The organism is Trichodesmium erythraeum IMS101 (assembly GCF_000014265.1).
Lineage (GTDB): Bacteria > Cyanobacteriota > Cyanobacteriia > Cyanobacteriales > Microcoleaceae > Trichodesmium > Trichodesmium erythraeum.
In genome coordinates this window covers 3,596,590-3,617,477 of sequence record NC_008312.1, presented here as the reverse complement: position 1 = coordinate 3,617,477, position 20,888 = coordinate 3,596,590, and the positions used below count along the sequence as shown (strand labels likewise).

Annotated in this window: 19 protein-coding genes; 2 read left to right on the top strand and 17 right to left on the bottom strand. The window is 33.8% G+C overall.

The window, feature by feature from the left end; genetic code table 11:
• Positions 1 to 177: 177 nt before the first annotated feature.
• From TERY_RS34980 to TERY_RS11135, 3 genes are all read right to left on the bottom strand, one after another.
• Complete coding sequence (locus TERY_RS34980; protein ID WP_011611928.1) at positions 178 to 972, bottom strand: hypothetical protein; 795 nt, start codon at positions 970 to 972, stop codon at positions 178 to 180.
• A gap of 416 nt (positions 973 to 1,388) precedes the next feature.
• Positions 1,389 to 2,066, bottom strand: coding sequence for a GvpL/GvpF family gas vesicle protein (locus TERY_RS11140; RefSeq protein ID WP_011611927.1), 678 nt, complete (start codon positions 2,064 to 2,066; stop codon positions 1,389 to 1,391).
• Between the two features lie 300 nt (positions 2,067 to 2,366).
• Complete coding sequence (locus tag TERY_RS11135) at positions 2,367 to 3,167, bottom strand: GvpL/GvpF family gas vesicle protein (protein WP_011611926.1); 801 nt, start codon at positions 3,165 to 3,167, stop codon at positions 2,367 to 2,369.
• A gap of 331 nt (positions 3,168 to 3,498) precedes the next feature.
• On the opposite strand from TERY_RS11135, the gene TERY_RS11130 reads away from it, so the two are divergent.
• Both TERY_RS11130 and TERY_RS11125 read left to right on the top strand, forming a co-directional pair.
• On the top strand, positions 3,499 to 3,756 hold the full coding sequence (locus TERY_RS11130; protein WP_011611925.1) for a gas vesicle protein GvpG: 258 nt from the start codon (positions 3,499 to 3,501) through the stop codon (positions 3,754 to 3,756).
• Positions 3,757 to 5,004: 1,248 nt separating this feature from the next.
• Complete coding sequence (locus tag TERY_RS11125) at positions 5,005 to 6,924, top strand: AAA family ATPase (protein WP_011611924.1); 1,920 nt, start codon at positions 5,005 to 5,007, stop codon at positions 6,922 to 6,924.
• Positions 6,925 to 7,902: 978 nt separating this feature from the next.
• Here TERY_RS11125 and TERY_RS11120 read toward each other — a convergent pair.
• The 14 genes from TERY_RS11120 to gvpJ (TERY_RS11060) form a co-directional block, all read right to left on the bottom strand.
• Positions 7,903 to 8,085, bottom strand: coding sequence for a hypothetical protein (locus TERY_RS11120; RefSeq protein ID WP_044136726.1), 183 nt, complete (start codon positions 8,083 to 8,085; stop codon positions 7,903 to 7,905).
• 14 nt (positions 8,086 to 8,099) lie between these two features.
• On the bottom strand, positions 8,100 to 8,414 hold the full coding sequence (locus TERY_RS11115; RefSeq protein ID WP_011611923.1) for a gas vesicle protein GvpJ: 315 nt from the start codon (positions 8,412 to 8,414) through the stop codon (positions 8,100 to 8,102).
• Positions 8,411 to 9,346 (bottom strand): gas vesicle protein GvpN, encoded by a 936-nt coding sequence (gvpN, locus tag TERY_RS11110; RefSeq protein WP_011611922.1) that lies wholly within the window; start codon positions 9,344 to 9,346, stop codon positions 8,411 to 8,413. Before gvpN (TERY_RS11110) ends, TERY_RS11115 begins: the two co-directional genes overlap by 4 nt.
• 1,656 nt (positions 9,347 to 11,002) lie before the next feature.
• Complete coding sequence (locus TERY_RS11105) at positions 11,003 to 11,464, bottom strand: gas vesicle protein GvpJ (RefSeq protein WP_011611921.1); 462 nt, start codon at positions 11,462 to 11,464, stop codon at positions 11,003 to 11,005.
• Positions 11,465 to 11,657: 193 nt separating this feature from the next.
• Positions 11,658 to 11,882 (bottom strand): hypothetical protein, encoded by a 225-nt coding sequence (locus tag TERY_RS11100; protein WP_011611920.1) that lies wholly within the window; start codon positions 11,880 to 11,882, stop codon positions 11,658 to 11,660.
• A 150-nt stretch (positions 11,883 to 12,032) separates the two neighbouring features.
• Positions 12,033 to 12,344, bottom strand: a complete 312-nt coding sequence (locus TERY_RS11095; RefSeq protein ID WP_011611919.1) for a gas vesicle protein GvpJ — start codon at positions 12,342 to 12,344, stop codon at positions 12,033 to 12,035.
• Positions 12,341 to 13,276, bottom strand: coding sequence for a gas vesicle protein GvpN (gene gvpN / locus TERY_RS11090; protein WP_011611918.1), 936 nt, complete (start codon positions 13,274 to 13,276; stop codon positions 12,341 to 12,343). The genes TERY_RS11095 and gvpN (TERY_RS11090) overlap by 4 nt, the downstream gene beginning before the upstream one ends.
• 185 nt (positions 13,277 to 13,461) lie before the next feature.
• Entirely contained in the window at positions 13,462 to 13,845 is a 384-nt protein-coding gene (locus TERY_RS11085; RefSeq protein WP_196797277.1) for a hypothetical protein, read from the bottom strand.
• Between the two features lie 99 nt (positions 13,846 to 13,944).
• Positions 13,945 to 15,825 carry a TRC40/GET3/ArsA family transport-energizing ATPase gene (locus TERY_RS11080; protein ID WP_011611916.1) on the bottom strand — a complete coding sequence of 627 codons (1,881 nt, stop codon included), beginning with the start codon at positions 15,823 to 15,825 and terminating at the stop codon, positions 13,945 to 13,947.
• A gap of 565 nt (positions 15,826 to 16,390) precedes the next feature.
• Entirely contained in the window at positions 16,391 to 16,912 is a 522-nt protein-coding gene (locus TERY_RS11075; RefSeq protein WP_370497062.1) for a hypothetical protein, read from the bottom strand.
• A gap of 1,098 nt (positions 16,913 to 18,010) precedes the next feature.
• On the bottom strand, positions 18,011 to 18,229 hold the full coding sequence (gene gvpA, locus TERY_RS11070; protein WP_011611914.1) for a gas vesicle protein GvpJ: 219 nt from the start codon (positions 18,227 to 18,229) through the stop codon (positions 18,011 to 18,013).
• A gap of 542 nt (positions 18,230 to 18,771) precedes the next feature.
• Positions 18,772 to 18,999 (bottom strand): gas vesicle protein GvpJ, encoded by a 228-nt coding sequence (gene gvpA, locus TERY_RS11065; RefSeq protein WP_011611913.1) that lies wholly within the window; start codon positions 18,997 to 18,999, stop codon positions 18,772 to 18,774.
• A gap of 659 nt (positions 19,000 to 19,658) precedes the next feature.
• On the bottom strand, positions 19,659 to 19,823 hold the full coding sequence (gvpJ, locus tag TERY_RS27840; protein WP_011611912.1) for a gas vesicle protein GvpJ: 165 nt from the start codon (positions 19,821 to 19,823) through the stop codon (positions 19,659 to 19,661).
• A 26-nt stretch (positions 19,824 to 19,849) separates the two neighbouring features.
• A complete protein-coding gene (gene gvpJ, locus TERY_RS11060) occupies positions 19,850 to 20,038 on the bottom strand; it encodes a gas vesicle protein GvpJ (RefSeq protein ID WP_011611911.1) in 189 nt (62 codons plus the stop codon).
• Positions 20,039 to 20,888: the final 850 nt, after the last annotated feature.

Sequence of the window (20,888 nt, the reverse complement as noted above, 5' to 3'; positions counted from 1 at the left end):
CGTTGCTTACCTTGGAGATTTTTTATATCTCAAAAAACCCCCTGTTACTCATTAAAAGAAAGTTGAAAAGTTGAAAATCAGGAATTAACTTTTAGAGATAATATTCATTATCAACTAATTATAGTAAATTTTCCATAGGAAGGAGCTAGAGTATAAACTTCCTCGTTACTCTTGTTGCTACCCGCGCAACTTTTTTATATATCCGTGATATGACTCGTGCCACTCATCAAAACGACGTTGACCATCACGAACTAACATTTGACGATAATGTTCACCAGCAATTGACTCCCGAAGTTTCTCCCCTCCAAATTTATCGTTCAACTCTTTCTCCTTACGAGGATTTTTACCAGCAGCACCTAACTTTTGTTGATCAGGTTTATTCTTAGCTGGTTGCTTAGATTTTTTCACTCTAAGTTTGTCCTGTGACTCTTTCTTTTTATAACGAGTTTCACGATCACCAACTAACTTTTGTTTATTCTGTTCATTATCAAGTGACTGGATAAATTCTTTCTGATACCTCAGAAACTCAGTGTGCCACTCATCAAAACGACGTTGACCATCACGAACTAACTCTTGACGATAATGCTCATTACCAACTGACTCGATAAATTCTTTCTGATACCTCAAAAACTCAGTGTGCCACTCATCAAAACGACGTTGACCATCACGAACTAACTCTTGACGATAATGCTCATTATCAACTGACTCGATAAATTCTTTCTGATACTTCAGATATTCTTTCTGATACCTCAGAAACTCAGTGTGCCACTCATCAAAACGACGTTGACCATCACGAACTAACTCTTGACGATAATGCTCATTATCAACTGACTGGGTAAATTCTTTCTGATACTTCAGATATTTTTTCTGATACTTCAGATATTTTTTCTGATACTTCAGAAACTTACCGTGCCACTCATCAAAACGACGTTGACCATCACGAACTAACTCTTGACGATAATGTTCGCTCATAACTTAATACCTCTTATGTAAACATTTTAATTACTAAAATATTAAAACTTTAAGCTTTGTATTTTTTACATTATCACAATGGAAAAAGAACCTTGGTATTTTTTATAAATCTTGACAATTTAGATCATATCCTAAAAATTTATCGGCCGACAATGGCCATTAAAGTTATGTTTAAAGACTATAAAAAATAACCATATAATTAAGAAATTATTCTGGCTAATACCTAAGGTTTGACCAACATAATTTTACTAATAGCTATTGCTTGCTATACTTTTATATTAGCCAGATAAGTTCAGTACCATTACACTCAACAATTACGTTTTACTCTCCTATAGCGATCGCCTAAATTAATATCCACAATACGTAGTTTTTTTGTTAGTCCTGACGATTTTTTTGATTATTTTCCCAGTTAAAAGTCAGACAAAATGATAAGGAGGAAGTTGTTCGCTCAAAGTAATTTGCCAATAAGAACACTCAGTTTGCCAAGTTGATAGTTCTTCAGTAGTTATAACTCTGGCATCACGATTGGCCAACAGATGTACTTGCTTAATTTTACTTTCCGTACTATCTCTAAAAACTGCTTTGGGATAATTCTTGAATATTAACTGACGTATATTTTCCCACTGTTGACGTTGCTTAGTTTGAAAAGCTTGTTGTTGTTCAAACTGTTGTTTTTTGGCTAATAAATAAGCTTTGCCACGAACTTTACTAACTTCTAGGGTAGAAGGATAAGAAACTGGAGTAAAAGTAATAGTATATTCTGCTTGTTGTTGCAGTTTAGTTAAAATATTCAGATATTGTTGCTGATTATTTTGTAAATCATTAATAATATTTTCTCGCAGAGCAAAAGCATTACCAAATCTTAGTGGTAGCATAGATACTTGCTGAAATATTTCTCTAACTACACGATCATGGGCTAATATTGCTTCTAGTAATTTTTCTTCTGTTTCCTGTATTGCTTCAATAGATACATTTGCTTCAACTACAGCAGCAATATTTTGATATGGAACTAGCTCAACTTCCTTTTCCATACCTTTTGGCAATGCTAAACATGATTCGGGTAGATATAGAAAACCGTAGACATAATATGACATTTTAACTGCTTAGTGTTAAGTGGATGGGGAGTTATGAGTTAGGAGTAATTATACTTAGACTTAAGGAGCAGATTTCTTTTGCATTGGTCAAAACATCTTCCATGATTTCACTTCTAACTCCCCATAATATTTGCTCATCATTTCTAATCATTGATAGCATTATAATTTAGCCTCAGTTCTTCTGCTATAACCTCAGCTATCAAAGTTTTACCTGTACCTGATAGTTTAAGTAAAAAAAACTCCACAAGCTGATTTCAGTCTTTAATAACCTTAATTTTGTCGAATTTCGCGATCGCCAGATCAGTCTTGTTGTCTAATTCGAGCAAAATTATAAGGAGCAGTAAAACTATTGTAGCGAATTGTAAAGTTTCCCCGTTCACATAATTTACTATCAATAGTTTCTACTTTCTCACCAAAATCTTCTTCTTGATCCCAAGGTATGAGATAAGCTGCATTATAAATCATTTTTTCTGTTTGAACCTCATTTTCTATTACTTCAATCGCCATTTTATTTAGAGTTTCTTGAAAAATTTCAATAATATTTTGTTTTCGTTCATTCATTCCTTGTTCAATTTTCTGCCCAATATCAATGACCTGATCCATGGTTAATTTTTTATCTTTTAAACTATCTCTTTCCTCTTTTAGATCTTTGTCGTTTTCCAGTAACTTTTCCAGTTCTGCATCTGGCTCCCAATATATTTTTATCCCTACTTCTCGATTATTTTTTAACTTAGTGAATAGATCATGAATTTGCTGTTCACAAGGTTTAGTAAAATCTTGAGAAAATTTTTCCCACTCAGAAACTACTAAACCAAATTGCATCGGCAGTAAATTTCTATAACCTGCTTCCATCGCTGACTCAAGAACTTTTTCATGGGTAATTAAATTACGACGACTTGCTAGATAACGTTCCTTTTTGGCAATGGAGTAAAGCACTGCAAATTCATCAACGTCTTGAATTTTTACATCTTCTTTATCCAATCCTTTTAACTCATCTTTCGATTCATTCGATCCTTTTAATCCATTTTTCGATTCATCTTTCGATTCATCCATTTTACCTTTTTCCTGGATTAGACCATAAACGTAGAAACCAAATTCCATAATTAATAATTTAATGATTTTTTGACTTAGTTGGGTGATCAATCAGATGCCTTAATGCCCTTTGTGTTCAAAACTAAATGCTTTTTTTATTCAAAATTTATTTTAATCTCAACTTGAATGTCAATCTTTAAATTATAACAAATTGTTAAGACAAAATAATTATTTAGAATTTTAATTTCTAATTTTTAGGTACATTAGTACATATGATTATGTAATAAGTATATCATATAGTTAATCCCTTAATTTAAGTTGCTAAAATTAGTTAAGTAGCTAGAGTTAGTAACTAGTGGGGGTGTTTTTACTTATAGAACTAATTTAAGGAGATTATCTTATGCTTTTACGTTTATTAACCTTGCCTATTAGTGGTCCACTAGAAGGAGTTACGTGGTTAGGGAAAAAACTTCAAGAACAAGTTGATACAGAAATAGATGAGACAGAAAATCTTAGTAAAAAGCTACTAACTCTTCAACTTGCTTTTGACATGGGGGAGATTTCGGAAGAAGATTTTGAAGATCAGGAGGAGGAGCTTTTATTAGCAATTCAGGCCTTAGAAGAACAAAAGCTTAAAGAAGAAGAGGAAGATGCATAGAATATTGATTGAGTGAGGAGTTACGAGTTAAGTGTATAGTGATCAAATAGCCTAACTATAATACTAAAATACTAAACTTTGTAAAAGTAACTCCAAGCTTCTCAATACAGTTGATTTGAGAGAAAATGCAAATTTTATTAGATAGAGACAAATTTTAACCCTTACCTACTCATAATTTCAAAAGTTTCTTATTGTCTTAGAACAAGTCTACAATCTATGATGTAACTTTGCGCTCAGAGTTTGGTGAATTTTTTTTCTACAATGCCATTGACCTTGATAATTCTTTATACAGCAACTAAATTTCTCTGTTGAGTCTTGATAAAAAACTGGGTTGAAAGCCTCTCTCTATCTAGTATAAGGCAACTTTTTAGTTGTTTTTTTTTGAATACATATGTTATAAGTGCTATAGTAAATTATAAATTAATTATTAGCAAACTGGAAGTTAAAGGCAAGAAACGGGCACAGAGGCAAAAGTAACCAACCTCAAATCACTCCGAATAGGGGTTGGTTAGTAGTATGTGAAATGCGTTGCCTTACGTAACGAAAACATTAACCTACCTTTGATATTCAGCTAGGTAAAAATCCCGGTGTTTTTAGGCCAAGTAAGATGCCAATAATCATAATGGGTTATAGCTTGGGGGGTAAACCGTAAGATACTAATAATAATAATGCGTTATAATTAAGTGGAAAGCGAGGAAGACTGGTTCATAACTTTCACCCTCGCAAACATACTACTGTTGACAGCTATTGTTTCCTTTTCTGTTGATGCTCAATTCTCAAATCAACTGGTCAGTACTTTTGAATTGAGGAAGAATTAAAATTAAGAGTTAAGTATAAAAGCTATTTTGAGTAAAGTAATTTGTTTTATTCATTCAAAAGTAGTAGAGCTAACCGCTAATGGCTTAATGCTTATTCTGTGTAGCTAACACAATTTTTTGATTAAGCTATACTGAACAAAATGATAGTGAGCAGAGAAATCTAGTCTATGTGTTCACATCTAATAGCTGAATACTTATCCTGTGTAGCTAACACAATTTTTTGATTAAGCTACACTGAAAAAAATAATTGTGAGCAGAGAAGTCTGGTCTATTTGTTCACATCATTACTAAAATCAAGAAGAGGTATCACTTTTTCTGCATTTTTTCTGTATTTTATTTGTACTTATGATCATAACTTACTAGAGCCGCTTAAATGTGATAGAATAGCTTATAGACTAAAGTATTAACTTCAACTATTAAAAATTAAAAAATGAATAATTTTTTTGGATTAGATGTAAAAGACCTAGTAGAATTGGCAAAAACTCTAGAAGAAAAAGCCAAATCAGGAGAAATCAAAACTTCCTTTGAGGTACAGTCTGGACCGATGAGAAATATTCCCAGGCATGGGAATATACCGAGGGGAATGGGAAGAAGCAATTATCAAGCTCAAACAGGACAGTCTTCACAAGATACTAATTTTACTGTTCAATCCCCAAACAAAGATAGTGTAACACAAAACAGAGCTCAAGAGAAAACTAATTCTACAACCTCATCCCCAGAAACTAAATTGAGACCTACCCTAAGAGATATCGGGGGTATGTCAGAAGTAATTCAAGAATTAAGAGAAGTTATAGAACTCCCACTCAAACGACCTGATCTGTTGACTAAATTAGGACTTGAACCTTCTCGTGGAGTTTTATTAGTTGGACCACCAGGTACAGGTAAAACTCTGACGGCTAAGGCAATAGCAGAAGAATTGGGGCTAAATTATATTGCCATCAACGGACCAGAAGTGATGAGCAAATATTATGGAGAAGCAGAAGGAAAGTTACGGGATATTTTTGCCAAAGCCAAAAAATCTGCTCCTTGTCTGATCTTCATTGATGAAATTGATAGCATTGCTCCAGACCGCAGTAAAGTTGAGGGAGAAGTCGAAAAGCGATTAGTCGCTCAACTCTTGGGACTGATGGATGGATTTGAAGTTTTAGAGGGTGTCCTGCTATTAGCAGCAACAAATCGTCCAGACCATATCGATCCAGCTCTTCGTCGTCCAGGGAGGTTTGACCAAGAGGTTTATTTCCATGTTCCAGATCGCGATGGACGCTCAGAAATTTTGCAGATTCTGACAAAAGCTATGCCATTAGATAATTCTGTTGATTTGGAAGAAATTGCTGATTTAGCAGTTGGTTTAGTGGGTGCTGACTTAAAGGCTGTATGTCAAAAAGCTGCTTATTTCGCTCTCCGTCGTGAAGTTCCATCCCTAGAGAACTTAAATATTCAGACTCCAGAAGATATGAGTTTATTGCAAAGCGACTTACTCAGAGCAATTAAGGAAATTAAACCTTCTATATTAAGGTCTGTGGCAGTAGAAGTACCTAATGTAAGTTGGCAACATATTGGTGGTCTCGATGTTGTTAAACAAAAATTGCAAGAATCAGTTGAAGGTGCATTGCTCTACCCAGAGTTGTATGAGAAGACTAAAGCTAAAGCTCCTAAAGGAATTTTATTATGGGGTGAACCAGGAACTGGAAAAACTTTGTTAGCCAAAGCTGTTGCTTCTCAAGCACAGGCTAATTTTATTGCGGTAAATGGACCAGAGTTGTTAAGTAAATGGGTAGGAGCGGCAGAAGAAGCAGTACGAGAACTTTTCTCTAAGGCAAGACAAGTTTCACCTTGTGTGATCTTCATAGATGAAATTGATACTCTAGCTCCTGCTCGTGGTAAAACGATGGGAGATTCAGGAGTGAGCGATCGCCTAGTTGGTCAACTATTAACGGAATTGGATGGTTTGCGAGATTGTACTCAGCTCTTATTAGTAGGAGCAACTAATCGTCCTGATGCTCTAGACCCAGCTTTACTTCGAGCGGGGAGATTGGATTTGCAAATCAAGGTAGACTTACCAGATCAAGCTAGTCGTTTAGAAATTTTGAAGGTTCATAATCAAGATCGCCCACTGGAAGAAGTCAATTTAGAAGATTGGGCAAGTCGTACAGAAGGTTGGAATGGAGCAGATTTGGCATTGTTGACTAATCAAGCTGCTTTAGCCGCAATTCGTAGTTATAGCGCTCAAGGAATTAAGTCTTCTAAGGAAAATGATATCAAGATTACAAGTGCTGACTTTGAAAATGCTTACAACGCTCTGAAGAGTCAAAAACAGTCTAATAATTTTGATTCTGACATCTGTGTATAAAGTTAGGCCATATCACTCCGGTAGTATTGTTTGTGTATAAAACTAAGTCACAATTGGAATAAACTCTTGTGTCTTAGTGCCTTCTTCCGCCTTCCCGACACAAAAGTAGAAATAATCAGGGGGACATGATATTAAATCATTTCCCCCTTATTAATTATAACAAAACTGATAACAGTTTTCTCTTCATAACTACAAAACTTCCCCCTGACTCATAAATGGATAATTGCTTTTAAGGGAAAATCTCTGTATTCTTGAATCATGAAAATTGCTATCACTGTTGATAACCATGCAGTACGACAGAGTTATGCTAAAGTTAGCCACGATTGAAAATGACTTAACAATAGTTGAGCAGGGCTAAAAAAATGCTTTAGAACTTGATCTATTTGCTGCAGAGCTTTCTTCCTAGGTAAACTAGCTCGCAATTAGCTCTAAAACAGAAAGATTCTCAGATTTTTCTCCTGGATAATACTCTCTCGAATAGGGTAACAAAGTACCAATTTCACCTAAATTCAAATTCAAATCTTAGGTGCCAATATCAAAAACTTTGCAGGACTTAATCACCTGTTACTCTAACTGTCGTAGACTTTCAGTAGCAGGGTCTAATTGTTTGTTATTAAGTATTCTGGCATCCATTCACCAAATTACTTGAGCTTGCATTAGTTACCGTAGTAACTCAATCACAGTTAATAATAAATAATGGAGCCAATGTGGCTTTGGAGTTACTTTTAGATTTGTCAATTAAGAACTATTAAAGATTCCTTTGAGGACGTTTCTAGGGATAGAATAAATAATCCTACTTAAGAAAACGTTAAGTTATAGTGCTTTGCTCTGGTATAGTTAGAATATAGGAGGCAATAGTAATTACTCAAACCTTGATATAAAGTTTTTTAATTCTCTATTGCCTGAACCCTTATGTGTGAAGCACTCAACTAACAATACCTGATAAGGTTACTATTGAGCAAAGCACCATTGTTGAAGTTATCTTTTTTGACTCGAAACTTTAGCTCGTGCAATTAAGATTCTAGTTTTTTCAACTTCCCGATTATTTTGTCCAGTAATAGAGTTACAAGAGGAACAACCACGAAGACCCGTACTATTAAGAATATTTTGCCTAGTTTTTATTCTTTTGAGTTGATTATTTTTGACTTTATTAATTTTCATTTTTTTTTCTACTTTTATTGTGAGTATTTAAGCGCTTCTATCTCTGACTCAAGAGAAGCAACTCGCTCAAGAAGTTTTTGATTGACCTGCACCAAAGAATTGTTTTGACTACTCAAAGAGGGATCGCTTTCCCACCAGTTAATTCCAATTTCTTTGGCTCTCTCGACAGAGGATATTAACAGGCGGATTTTAATATTCAGAAGTTCTGTACTAGCAATGGAAACAGAAATATCTCCAGCAATTACGATTCCTTTATCCAAGACTCTTTCGAGCACATCTGCTAGACTATCTCCACCAGCTGATTTAGCTATATTAGCACTTGTCTTCATAAACTACCCTCTTTTTTGAGCCCAATATCAGAAATTGAAAGTTGATCAGCCGGGAAAAGTTCCTCTAGAACTTCATCTAGTTGCTTCAGGGCTTCCTGCCGAGGCAAATTAGCTCGTGATATTAATATATCAGCACAAAGATCTGAAAAATTAGAATCTTTACCACCTAGAGGAATATCATGGTCGTGACAAACTTTAGAAATCATTAGAGCAGAACGCAAACTACCTAAATCTTCTGTCTCTAATCTTTCGCGAACACTGCGCACCAGCTTAATTATGACTTCAGCTTTCAGAGGGTTTATTCCTGTTTTCTGTATGATGATATTCTGCTCAGTCGAAATATCAGGTTGTCCCATGCCAATTGTTACCACCCTGTCTAATAAAGCATCTTGAGTTGCATGAACTCCTGTCCATTCCTCAGAGTTGGAAGTTAAGATTACTCTAAACTGGGGATGAACCTGAATATATTCAGATTGATTTTGGCTAGGTGGTAAAACCAACATTTTTTCTTCTAAAACAGAGAGTAAAACATTGTTTACCTCTGGACGAGAGCGGTTAAATTCGTCATAAATCAGAGTGAAGCCTTCCTTACAAGCTAAGGTTAACCTAGAATCAATCCAATTATGCTTCAGTTCATCTTCAACTTTTAATACAGTGTGGATGTAATTATCTACAAGTTTTTTCCTTGTATATCCTGACTTATTACCGATTAAATCTGAGGTTTTAAACTCATCATCCCCAATCATTAAAAAAATAGGTTGCTGACGTAAATGAGCCAAGTGTAATGCGAGAGTTGTTTTACCGACTCCTGCGGGACCGCGCAAGTGAACTGAGTAACCGGATTCTAAATAACGAGAAGCGCGTTGAGTTACACGTTCAACACTAGGGGTGCTAACAAATCTATCAGGTGAGACATTAAGTACAGTAGTCAAAGTATTATTTCCTCCTAAAGTATAAATATTTTTAGATGTAGTACTGTAATAGCCCTAAAATGTTACTAACGATAGTAGGGGCAAGTTATAGTTCAAACTCATAGCTACAGCATTCAATGAGATGAACTCACACCAAAGCTCTAATGCACTTGTAAGGAGCAAGTATAATAAAGCAGAGTTAATAATTAATAATTAGTTACTAATACCCTAAAGTAATTACTTGGAATTGTGATTCTCGTAGTGTTAATGTATAATTAATTAATTAATTAATTTTAAGTTGATGAGATTATTTAAGCTTTTATTCTTGCTTAAATTTTTTCTTTATTTCTTTATTAAGAACAGCCAGATTATCCTTAATTTCATTATATCAATTTTTGAGCTTTTATCAGTTATCTTAATAAATGTTATTTTAATAAATGATGACCTGTTGCTAATTTATCCTGAAAATTTTGTAATACTTGATCGGTGCACCCTAATCTCATACCTAACTTTAAACTTAAATAAGATCTTCAGAACTTAAATCATATATCCAATTTTTTCACAGACAACAAGTAAGAGGAAGTATCAAATTTAGACACACAAAAAATTATCAATAATTACACACTATGACAATAAACTTGCTTTAAACTTAAATAAGATCTTCAGAACTTAAATCATATATCCAATTTTTTCACAGACAACAAGTAAGAGGAAGTATCAAATTTAGACACACAAAAAATTATCAATAATTACACACTATGAAAATAAACTTGCTTTATTAGCCTGGTTATTCTTACTTAAACTATATATTGGCTGCTAACTTAAATTACACACTATGACAATAAACTTACTTTATTAGCCTGATTATTCTTACTTAAACTATATATTGACTGCTAACTTACTTAAGCCATATGTTGGCTGCTAAAAAAATGGCATTGGTAAATTTAAAGATCAATCAGGCACCGAAGGGGTACATCTACAAATTTGAGATCATGAATTTAAAAGTCTTATGGAATGCTTCAGCGTTTATACAGATTTCAAATAGGACGGCGTTTTCCGTTGCAGTCAAACTAACTAAGTAGTATCCTAAACGAGTGTGTTTTTTCCTTACACTCTTGTTATATAGGTCTTACTAACAACCCACTCCTGCTCAGGAATAAATGTTCATGAATCTGGGTTTTCATCACTGACCCAGAAATAGTATTGCTAAAAAGCGATCGCTTCCCAGAGTTAAATAAAGATTTCGGAACTACGGTTTTTGATTAACCGACCAAGAACCTCTGGAGAAAGTTATTCAACGACTATCTCAATCAAAACTTGATTTTTTTTGGGGAGACATAAAGTTTGTAACTCATCAAACCCTGGAAATTCTGGGATGACTTAGAGAACCTTATGTATAAGGTAACAGTTTTTCTCCAAGTTTAACCCAGTTAATAATTGTGCTGCAGGCAACCCAAGTAACTCCCCTAATTCCTCTATATTTACTAGCATACTCTGAACATTGCATAAACTTATTTAGCTCCAGCACAACCTATATACTCTATTTTGCTCTACCTATTCACTCAGTTCATCTTGCTGTTTACCAACGCCAAAAAAATCTCCTGATTCTTATACTCGTGTGCCAGAATGCACTTTAATTTTATATCGGGTATTTGTTTTTTAGCCTTAAAAAATTGGCTAGGCAGTCAAAACCAAGCGTAAACGAGCATGAATCAAATCTAACTCTGCTAATCCCAAATCTACAGTGCCATCCAAAACTACTCCGGTGTTCAAAATTCTGTCTAACAGCTCTAAAACAGAGGGATTCTCAGATTTTTCTCCTGGATAATACTCTCCCGACTTGGGTAACAAAGTACCAATTTCACCTAAATCCAAATTCAAATCTTCGGTGGGAATATCAAAAACTTTGCAGAGCTTAATCACTTGTTCCTCTAACTGTCGTAGACCTTCAGCTGCACGTTCTAATTGTTCATCACTAAGTATTCCGGCATCCATCCTCCGAATTACTTGAGCTTGCATTAGTTCCCTTAGTAACTCAATTACTGTTAATAATAATGGAGCTAATCCGGCTTCGGGGTTACTTTTAGATTTGTCAATGGGAACAATTAAAGATTCCTCTGGGGAATTTTCTAGAGACATAATAAATAATCCTACTTAAGAAAATATTAAAATATAGCGCTTCGCTCTGGTATAGTTAGATGAAACGAGATAATATCTATCAATTAAAACTTTATATAAAGTTATTTAGTTATCTATTGGCTTTTTACTGTGTGAAACACTCAACTAACAACACCTAACAAGTTTGTCATTGAGCAAGTCGCCATTGTTAAAGTTATTTTTGTTGACTTAAAACTCTATTTTGTGCAACTAAGATTCTAGCTGTTTCAAGCACGCGAGTTTTATCACCTTTTATAGATTCACAAGACAAACAACCACGAACAGCCGAACTGCTCAAAATATTTTCCAGAGCTTTAATATCTCCCGGAGTTTTAATATCTCCCTGAGTTTTGATATTTTTCAAACTAGTTTTGATTTTTTTTGCTGTATTAGTTACCATTTTCTACCTTTGTTGTTAGAGTGATCTAGAAAATACCATTGGTATGATGTTACTCTCTTCCCACTAAGAGATTACTTAGCTAAACTAGATTTTAAGTGTATGCTACTATCATACACTTATTATAATCTTGCGACCGGGGAGGGAGTAATATTAATTACTACGAAGTGCTTTTATCTCTGATTCGAGAGAAGCAACTCGCTCAAGAAGTTTTTCATTGGCCTGCACCAAAGAATTGTTTTGACTACTGAAATAGGGATCGCTTTCCCACCAGTTAATTCCAATTTCTTTAGCTCTCTCCACCGAGGATATTAACAGGCGGATTTTAATATTCAGAAGTTCTGTACTAGCAATAGAAACAGAAATATCTCCAGCAATTACAACTCCTTTATCCAGCACTCTTTCCAGTACATCTGCTAGACCATTTCCACTGGCTGATGTAGCTATATTAGCGCTTGTCTTCATAAACTACCCTCTTTTTCGAGCCCAACATCAGAACTTGAAGGTTGATCAGCGGGGAAAAATTCCTCTAGAACTTCATCTAGTTGCTGCAGAGCTTCCTGCCGAGGCAAATTAGGTCGTGATATTAATATATCAGCACAAAGATCTGAAAAACTAGAATCTTTACCATCTAGAGGAATATCATGGTCGTGACAAACTTTAGAAATCATTAGAGCAGAACGCAAACTACCTAAATCTTCTTTGTCCACTCTTTGGCGAACACTGCGCACCAGCTTAATTATGACTTCAGCTTTCAGAGGGTTTATTCCTGTTTTCTGTATGACAATATTCTGCTCAGTCGAAATATCAGGTTGTTCCATTCCAATTGTCACCACCCTGTCTAATAAAGCATCTTGAGTTGCATGAACTCCTGTCCACTCCTCAGAGTTGGAAGTTAAGATTACTCTAAACTGGGGATGAACCTGAATATATTCAGATTGATTTTGGCTAGGTGGTAAAACCAACATTTTTTCTTCTAAAACAGAGAGTAAAACATTGTTTACCTCTGGACGAGAGCGGTTAAATTCGTCATAAATCAGAGTGAAGCCTTCCTTACAAGCTAAGGTTAACCTAGAATCAATCCAATTATCTCTCAGTTCATCTTCAACTTTTAATACAGTGTGGATGTAATTATCTACAAGTTTTTTCCTTGTATATCCTGACTTATTACCGATTAAATCTGAAGTTTTAAACTCGTCATCCCCAATCATTAAAAAAATAGGTTGCTGACGTAAATGAGCCAAGTGTAATGCGAGAGTTGTTTTACCGACTCCTGCGGGACCGCGCAAGTGAACTGAGTAACCAGATTCTAAATAACGAGAAGCGCGTTGAGTTACACGTTCAACACCAGGGGTGCTGACAAATCTATCAGGTGAGACATTAAGTACAGTAGTCAAAGTATTATTTCCTCCTAATATTTAAACATTATCATAAACGTTTTAGATGTGATACCGTAATACCCATAAGGTGATACCGTAATACCCATAAGATTAACTTGAACCAGAGCTCTGATGCACTTGGAGATATCAAGCATCAAAAAGCAGAGGTAATCGTTAATTAATGAAGGGGTAATAATTAATTACTAATACCCGAAATTAATAGTTTTGAATTTTGATTGGACTGGCATAGATGTCTGATTTTTTAACTCATTAATTTTAGGTTGATAAGATGGTTTACTTTTTTTTTCTTCATTTATTTCTGATGATTTACTTTCTTTTTCTTCGTTTATTTCTTCTACTTTTTGATCTTTGAGTGTCATTTTTTCATTTTTTATTTTTTTATCAAGAAAAGCAATTTCTTCTTTTATTTGATCACAACGTTCTTGTATTCTGTTCATTTCTCTGCTTAAATGTTCCTTCCTGACAACACTTTGATATATATTTAAATATGTACTTGAGTCATATTTTTTCCGAGGTACAATGCTCTGGTTTTTTGAAAAACTTATACGTCTTGCTGAATTATTCATAGCTAATAAATAAACCTGTTGGCTAGTAAACATTTAGAAGATTTTTATAGACATTAAGTCCACATAAAAAAAAGTTAGCAAAACTCATATCATTCTATCTTAGAATATATAAGTAGCTGCTCCTTTAATTTGTTCAATAGGTTCAATTGAACGAGGTAACATTGGCATACAAACAAATTGTACCCCCGGAAATTGGTCAGTAGGGATAACGCTATTAGAGGTAAAACAGTTTAAAACTAAATAATTTTGTGGTATGTGCATTTCTGCAAGAGATTTATAAAGACGTTCTGCTTCCGCAATAACTCCTTTTTGAGGACGTATTACTCCAATAAACTCAGTTTTTTTTGGATCTTTGAGAATTTTTTGTGCTTTAACCACCCGTTGGCGTAAAGTTCGCAAACGTCCCATAAAATCAGTTTTACCAATAATATCTTGATATTTTATCCATAATTTAAAAATCCAGCCTAACCAATCCTGTATTGCAGTGGGCATTTCTAGAAAACGTAATAAATGCCCTGTGGGAGCTGTATCTAAAACAATTAAATCTTCTTGTTTTTCCTCCAATAACTCAATAACTGTTATAAATGATAATATTTCATCAATACCAGGTAAAGCTTGCTCAACAATTTGACGCCATCCTTTAGGGGCAAAAGCCATTTCAAAAGAGGCTTGATTTTCGGATTTTTCTCCGCTCATCATTTCTGCTAATTCCCACAAATAATCCTCTCGAAATTTTTCAAGAACTTTATTTGCTTCTATTTCTTGTCCCTTAAGGTTAGAACTAATTATAGATGGTTCATGACATAGATCCATACCAAAGGCATCTCCCAAAGAATGAGCAGGATCAATAGAAACAGCCCTAACTTGTCTTTCGGGATATCGTTTTGCCATTTCCCAACTAATAGCAGCAGCTATCGTAGTCTTTCCTACACCTCCTTTTCCTCCAACAATTAATAAACGTTTACCCTTTCCGATAAAGTCGGTAAAACCAGGAGGAACCTTTTCTGGCCATTGAATATTGAAGCTTATAGAAGTTGAGAATTCTTGAATTGTTGCTTGATTAATTTGGTTTGTTAGCTTTTCTAAAGCAGTTACACCTAAAGGTTCAGCTTTTTCTTGGGGTACCAAAAATACTGGTTTATCCCCCGCGAGTTTAATAAAGTCATTAACTAACTTTTGCTGTTCGTGGTAGCGATCGCTATTACCATCTTTATCTACAACAATTTGATTGACAACAATACCAGCGTAAGGAATTTTGATCTCTTCCAAAGAACTTAAAAACCTCTGAGTTTCTCGAAAACTCATCGGTTCAGGTAGTGCTACAACTAAACAAGCCGTATTAGATGAATTTTGTAATAAATGACGACCTGCTGCTAATTCATCCTTAAGATTTTGTAATACTTCATCAACTTCATTTGGTATATAAGAACCTGAGAAGCTTTTCTTTATATATTTATGTTTCTCTTGAAAAAGCTCTAGAGAATTGAGAAAAGTATCCAAAAAATCCATTAGTTTGAATAAGTTTAGAGTATGACCGCTCGGAGCCATGTCCACTACTACGCGATCAACTACTTTTTCGTTACAAAGCCTTTGTATTTCCAGTAAAGCCATTAATTCATCTAATCCTGGCCAATCTAAATCCCATACTGGAGTCAGGTCTCCCCCCTCAACAAAACTACCTCGCTCTACAATTACTTCTAGGACATCGCCGTAACGTTTTTTAAATTCTTCAAGCAGAAGATTAACATCTAAAGCTCTGACTAAAAGATTAGGTAAATCTTCTAAAGGTCTTGGTGTATCTGTAACACTTATTTGCAATACATCTCCTAAAGAGTGTGCAGGATCAGTAGAAATTAACAAGACCTTTTCATTAGGAGATTTTTTTGCCCAATGGCCAGCAAAAGCACAAGAATTTGTAGTTTTTCCCACGCCTCCTTTGCCACTAAACATTACTAAGTTCAGATTATCAAAGGAATACATCAGTTATTTTAAAATCAAGGGTGACAGGAAATTAACATTTTTTTTTTATTCATAGAAAACAATAAATCTAATCAAAAAAAAGTTTCTCTTTCTTTTTCTTTCCTATATCCTATAGTATAGTACATATAATATTTTATTACAGTAATAAAATTAATTTTTTTTTACTGTAAATCTTTTTTTTTGTTTAATGGTCGCTATAACTTCATACAGTTCATAACAATTAGCTAGGATTTTATTAATTAAGGTTTGGTTTCCTAAACTTATCATTATTCTCCTCTGTAGTTTTTCCATACTTCTATTCTATATCATTATTCAGGCAGAAGATTTATTAATAAAATCCCATACAAAAGAATAAAAATTAAGCTTAATAAGCGCACACCTCAATTCTAAACTTAGATGTATAGTCGAAGATAGAGTAAAGAAGCACAAAGAGGGAAATCAGAAGCTGCTCCGAGGAAACTGGAACGACTTAATTACTTTTTCCACACTTTGTGCTCTTAACTACCTGTCAAAGGAAATCCTTAACTAAACTATATTAATTAATTCATTCCAATGATCATGATGCTTATGCTATTTGCTGATATGAATCATTACTACTCGTTTGTTTTGTTTCAATTCCAGCTTTATAACCCCAAACGTAGGATCTCCGTTCATCCTTTTCATCTTGCCTTTGCTTCTTGTCAGCTAGAGCTTTTTCATGATCAGCTTTCGTATCATTTTGCCTTTCAACAATGACATCTTGCCTTTGGGACTTATCTGCTACAGCTTTTTCATGATCAGCTTTCGTATCATTTTGCCTTTGAACAATGACGTCTTGCCTTTGGGACTTATCTGCTACAGCTTTTTCATGATCAGCTTTTGTATCATTTTGCCTTTCAACAATGACATCTTGCCTTTGCTTCTTCTCTTCTAAAGCTTCATTATGAATAACTTGCACCTCATTTTGCCTTTTAACAATGACGTCTTGCCTTTGATTCTTCTCTTCTAAAGCTTCATTATGAATAACTTGCACCTCATTTTGCCTTTGAACAATGACATCTTGCCTTTGCTTCTTCTCTTCTTTACCTGTCTCGTGAATCTGTAGCACCTCATCTTTCCTAATTTCAGTGCTTTTTTCCCATATATCTATAAGAGCCATAAAAACCTGTGCCTTATTATTAATTAAGTAACAGCAGCAGATACAATAAAGTAGTAAAGTTAGTAAAAGAAATCAAGGAAGTACAACTGAAAAAATTAAGAGTTACCCGTTGGAAAAACTTAATTACTTATTCCATACTATATTATCTGCACCGCCCCAATAAATTCTGAATTTAACCCTATTAGTTTATCTATCCTAATGTTCGTATGATCATACTCCTAATATCATTAATTGTGATAGTCAGAATCTTGATGTTAACTGTCAATACTATATTAAGCTATCGGTCCTTCTATCTCACCATTAGTATCTTTAGTTGAATAATCCCAAACATATTATCTACCTTCAGCAATTTGTATTTGCCTTTGCTGTTTTTTTCTTTACCTCTTTGACGAAGATTACTCGTAAACTCTTGCAAAGTCATAGTGTTTTGACTACTTATTAAAATCATATCACTTTGACTTGGTTTTCTTTTTTGAGCAACCTCTTCTTGGCGTTCAGTAATTTCTGTTTGCCTTTTCTTTCTTTCTTCTAGACCTGTTTTTTCTTTCTTCTAGACCTGTTTAATGAAGATTACTTCCAAAATCTTTCAATCCTTTTTCAAGACTGTCGGACATTCATTTCCGTTAATTTTGATATTTTTCTATCGTTTGGCTAACTGTTTACTTTCTAAGAGCTATCTCACTTAATCGCCCGCTTCTTCCTTATTAACCAAATTCTTTTAAGAGACATAAAAACTTTATACCAATATATTAACCAATTCGCATTCAAATTTAGAATTTAAGCAACGGAGATAAATATATTATAAACGCTTTAGATAACAACCTGGCATACACTAAATATATATAGTTGTTGCCTAATTTCTATTATATATCAATTAATTAAGCTACAGCAGTAGGTAACGTTTAAGAATTAACCTTTCCTACATACTGTGGCTAGATACCTCAAACTAAATATTTCAAAATACTTGAGGCAAGTTTCTATACTTTCGCTAAGTCTCTAGTAAAGTAGAGCTATTCTCACTTCAAAAAACTTATCTCAAAAGATAAATTAAGCTGCTGGTTCTGCTGCTAAAGTAGTTAAACCAACTGCTTCTGCATACTTTAGGTAAGTCTCTACTGATGCAATAACTATTCTTGCTTCAATTGTTAGTAGCTCAATACCTACTAAAGAAAGACGTACCCAAGCATCTACAACCACACCTTTGTCTAAAATACGATCTATAACTTCTGCTAGACTGGAAGATGAGTTAACTTTTTCTACTGCCATGATTTTGATTCCTTACTTTTTACTATTTTCTACAAACACCACTTACTTCATGTTTTACACAGTTAATTAAGCAAACTATTTATTGATAATTAATAACTTACTGTTAATTAGAACTTAGTAAATATTATGATGCTGAGGTGATTTAATTTGTTGAGTTTTTAACTATGATATCAGAGTAACATGATATCAATTGATTTGCAACTACTTTTGGGGATTTTTTAGAAATATTAACTAGAGAACAATATGTAAGAGGAACACTAATTTACCAGTAAGAAAACTTGAGTCACTAACTCAACAATTGTTAGTTACAACTACTACTTCAACATTTGCCTGTAGTTTCTGCATCCTCTTGCTGTGCTATTTGTCAACAGTGCTAATACTGTTTTCAAACTCCATAGCTTTCCTTAACAACTATTATCTCACAGCACAAATTTACCTTTAATTTTTTTTGGTAACTTATTGGGAAACAGTAATTTCAGTTCATTCCTGTTTTTACCCTTGTGCTATTTCTTCAAAAGCCAAAACTTATCTCAACAGATAAATTAAGCTGCTGCTTCTCCTGGTGCTGCTGCTAAAGTAGTTAAACCAACTGCTTCTGCGTACTTTAGGTAAGTTTCTACTGATGCAACAACTATTCTTGCTTCAATTGTTAGTAGCTCAATACCTACTAAAGAAAGACGTATCCAAGCATCTACAACTACACCTTTGTCTAAAATGCGATCTATAACTTCTGCTAGACTGGAAGATGAGTTAACTTTTTCTACTGCCATGATTTTGATTCCTTACTTTTTACTATTTTCTACGAACACCATTGGATTCATATTCTACACAGTTAATTAGGCAAACTATTAATTAATAACAGCTTACTTTTAATTAGAACTTAGTAAATATTATGATGCTGAGGTGATTTTATTTGTTGAGCTTTTTAACTCTGATATGAGATTAACATGATCTCAATTAATTTGCAACTACCTTTCGGAATTTTTTAGAAATATTAATTAGAGCACAATATGTTAAGAGAAACACTAATCTACCAGTAAGAACACTAAAGCCACTAACTCAGCAATTGTTTCGTAGTTACAACTACTGCTTCAACATTTGCCTGCAGTTTCTTCATGTTCCTGCTGTACTATTTGTCAACAGTACCAATACTGTTTTCAAACTCCATAGCTTCCCTTAGCAACTATTATCTCACAGCACAAATTAACCTTTAAAGTTTTTCTTTTTTGGGTAATTTATTGGGCAACAGTAATTTTAGTTCATTCCTGTTTTTACCCTTGTGCTATTTCTTCAAAAGCCAAAACTTATCTCAACAGATAAATTAAGCTGCTGTTTTTCCTGTTGCTGCTGCTAAAGTAGTTAAAACAAAATGCTTCTGAATACTTTAGGTAAGCTTCTACTGATGCAATAACTATTTTTGCTTCAATTGTTAGTAGTTAAAACAAAATGCTTCTGAATACTTTAGGTAAGCTTCTACTGATGCAATAACTATTTTTGCTTCAATTGTTAGTAGCTCAATAACTACTAAAGAAAGACGTACCCAAGCATCTACAATTACACCTTTGTCTAAAAGGAAGTCAACCCTGATAAACATTACTGATAATGCTAAAAATATTTAACTTATTGATATTTTTTCTCAACAACATTCTTCAATTTTAACTTAATTTGTGTTGAACTTATTGCTATTGCCAGTAACTCAATACCTACTACAGAAACACGTACCCAAGCATCTATCACTGCTTCTTTATCTAGAATTGGATCTACAAATTTGACTAGACGGGAATATGAATTAATTTTTTCTAATGCCATATTTTTAGTTACTGATTTGCTAGAAGTACCATCTATTTAAAAGCTATTAAAAGCTTCTACAGTAAACTATAATTAGTTTTAAGTTTACTAATGAAGTAGACCCTGAATAAGTATCATAATGCTGAAATAATTCTATTTATTTGTTTAGAGTTTTAACTCTTGTATTTATATAAAATTAAATATTCATAATCTTAACATTATTCTGTTCATTGATAACAACAGCTTTAACTAAAAAATATTAAAGTTAAACAATAAGAAGTAGGTAGCTAGTGGCTGACTTAAAATAATTTGCCATTAATCACACTTACAGTTAATAGTTTTTGAGTAATTACAGCTTATGGACTACAATTGTCTAATAAATATGCTTTTTTGCTATCAGAAATTTCACTTAACTCCTGGGATTACTTTTTTGCCTCATACTATGTTGAAATATCCAAAAATTTGACTTTGAGATTAATGTAAGCTGCAGTTTCTCCTGATCTGGTAGTTATGCTAGAGTATCTAAAAAACAACTACAGCATACTGGAAGTAAGTTTTTACTAGAACTATCACTATTATTGCTTCAATTGCCAGTAACTCAATAGCTACTAAAGACACGCATACCCAAACATCTATAGTTATTAGTCATAATATGAACTATAACTTCTGCTAGGTAAGGAGATGATCCAACTTTTTTTACTTACTGCTTACTGCCATAATTGTAACTGCCTAAGTCAAAAACATATACAGTAAACTTAAGATAACTATAAGTTTACTTATTGAGTAGAACCTGAACCTAATAAATAAAGAATGGGATTCTGAAATAATGATGGGAGCCTATTGATCTTCTCAACTATTGTATCTCACCATA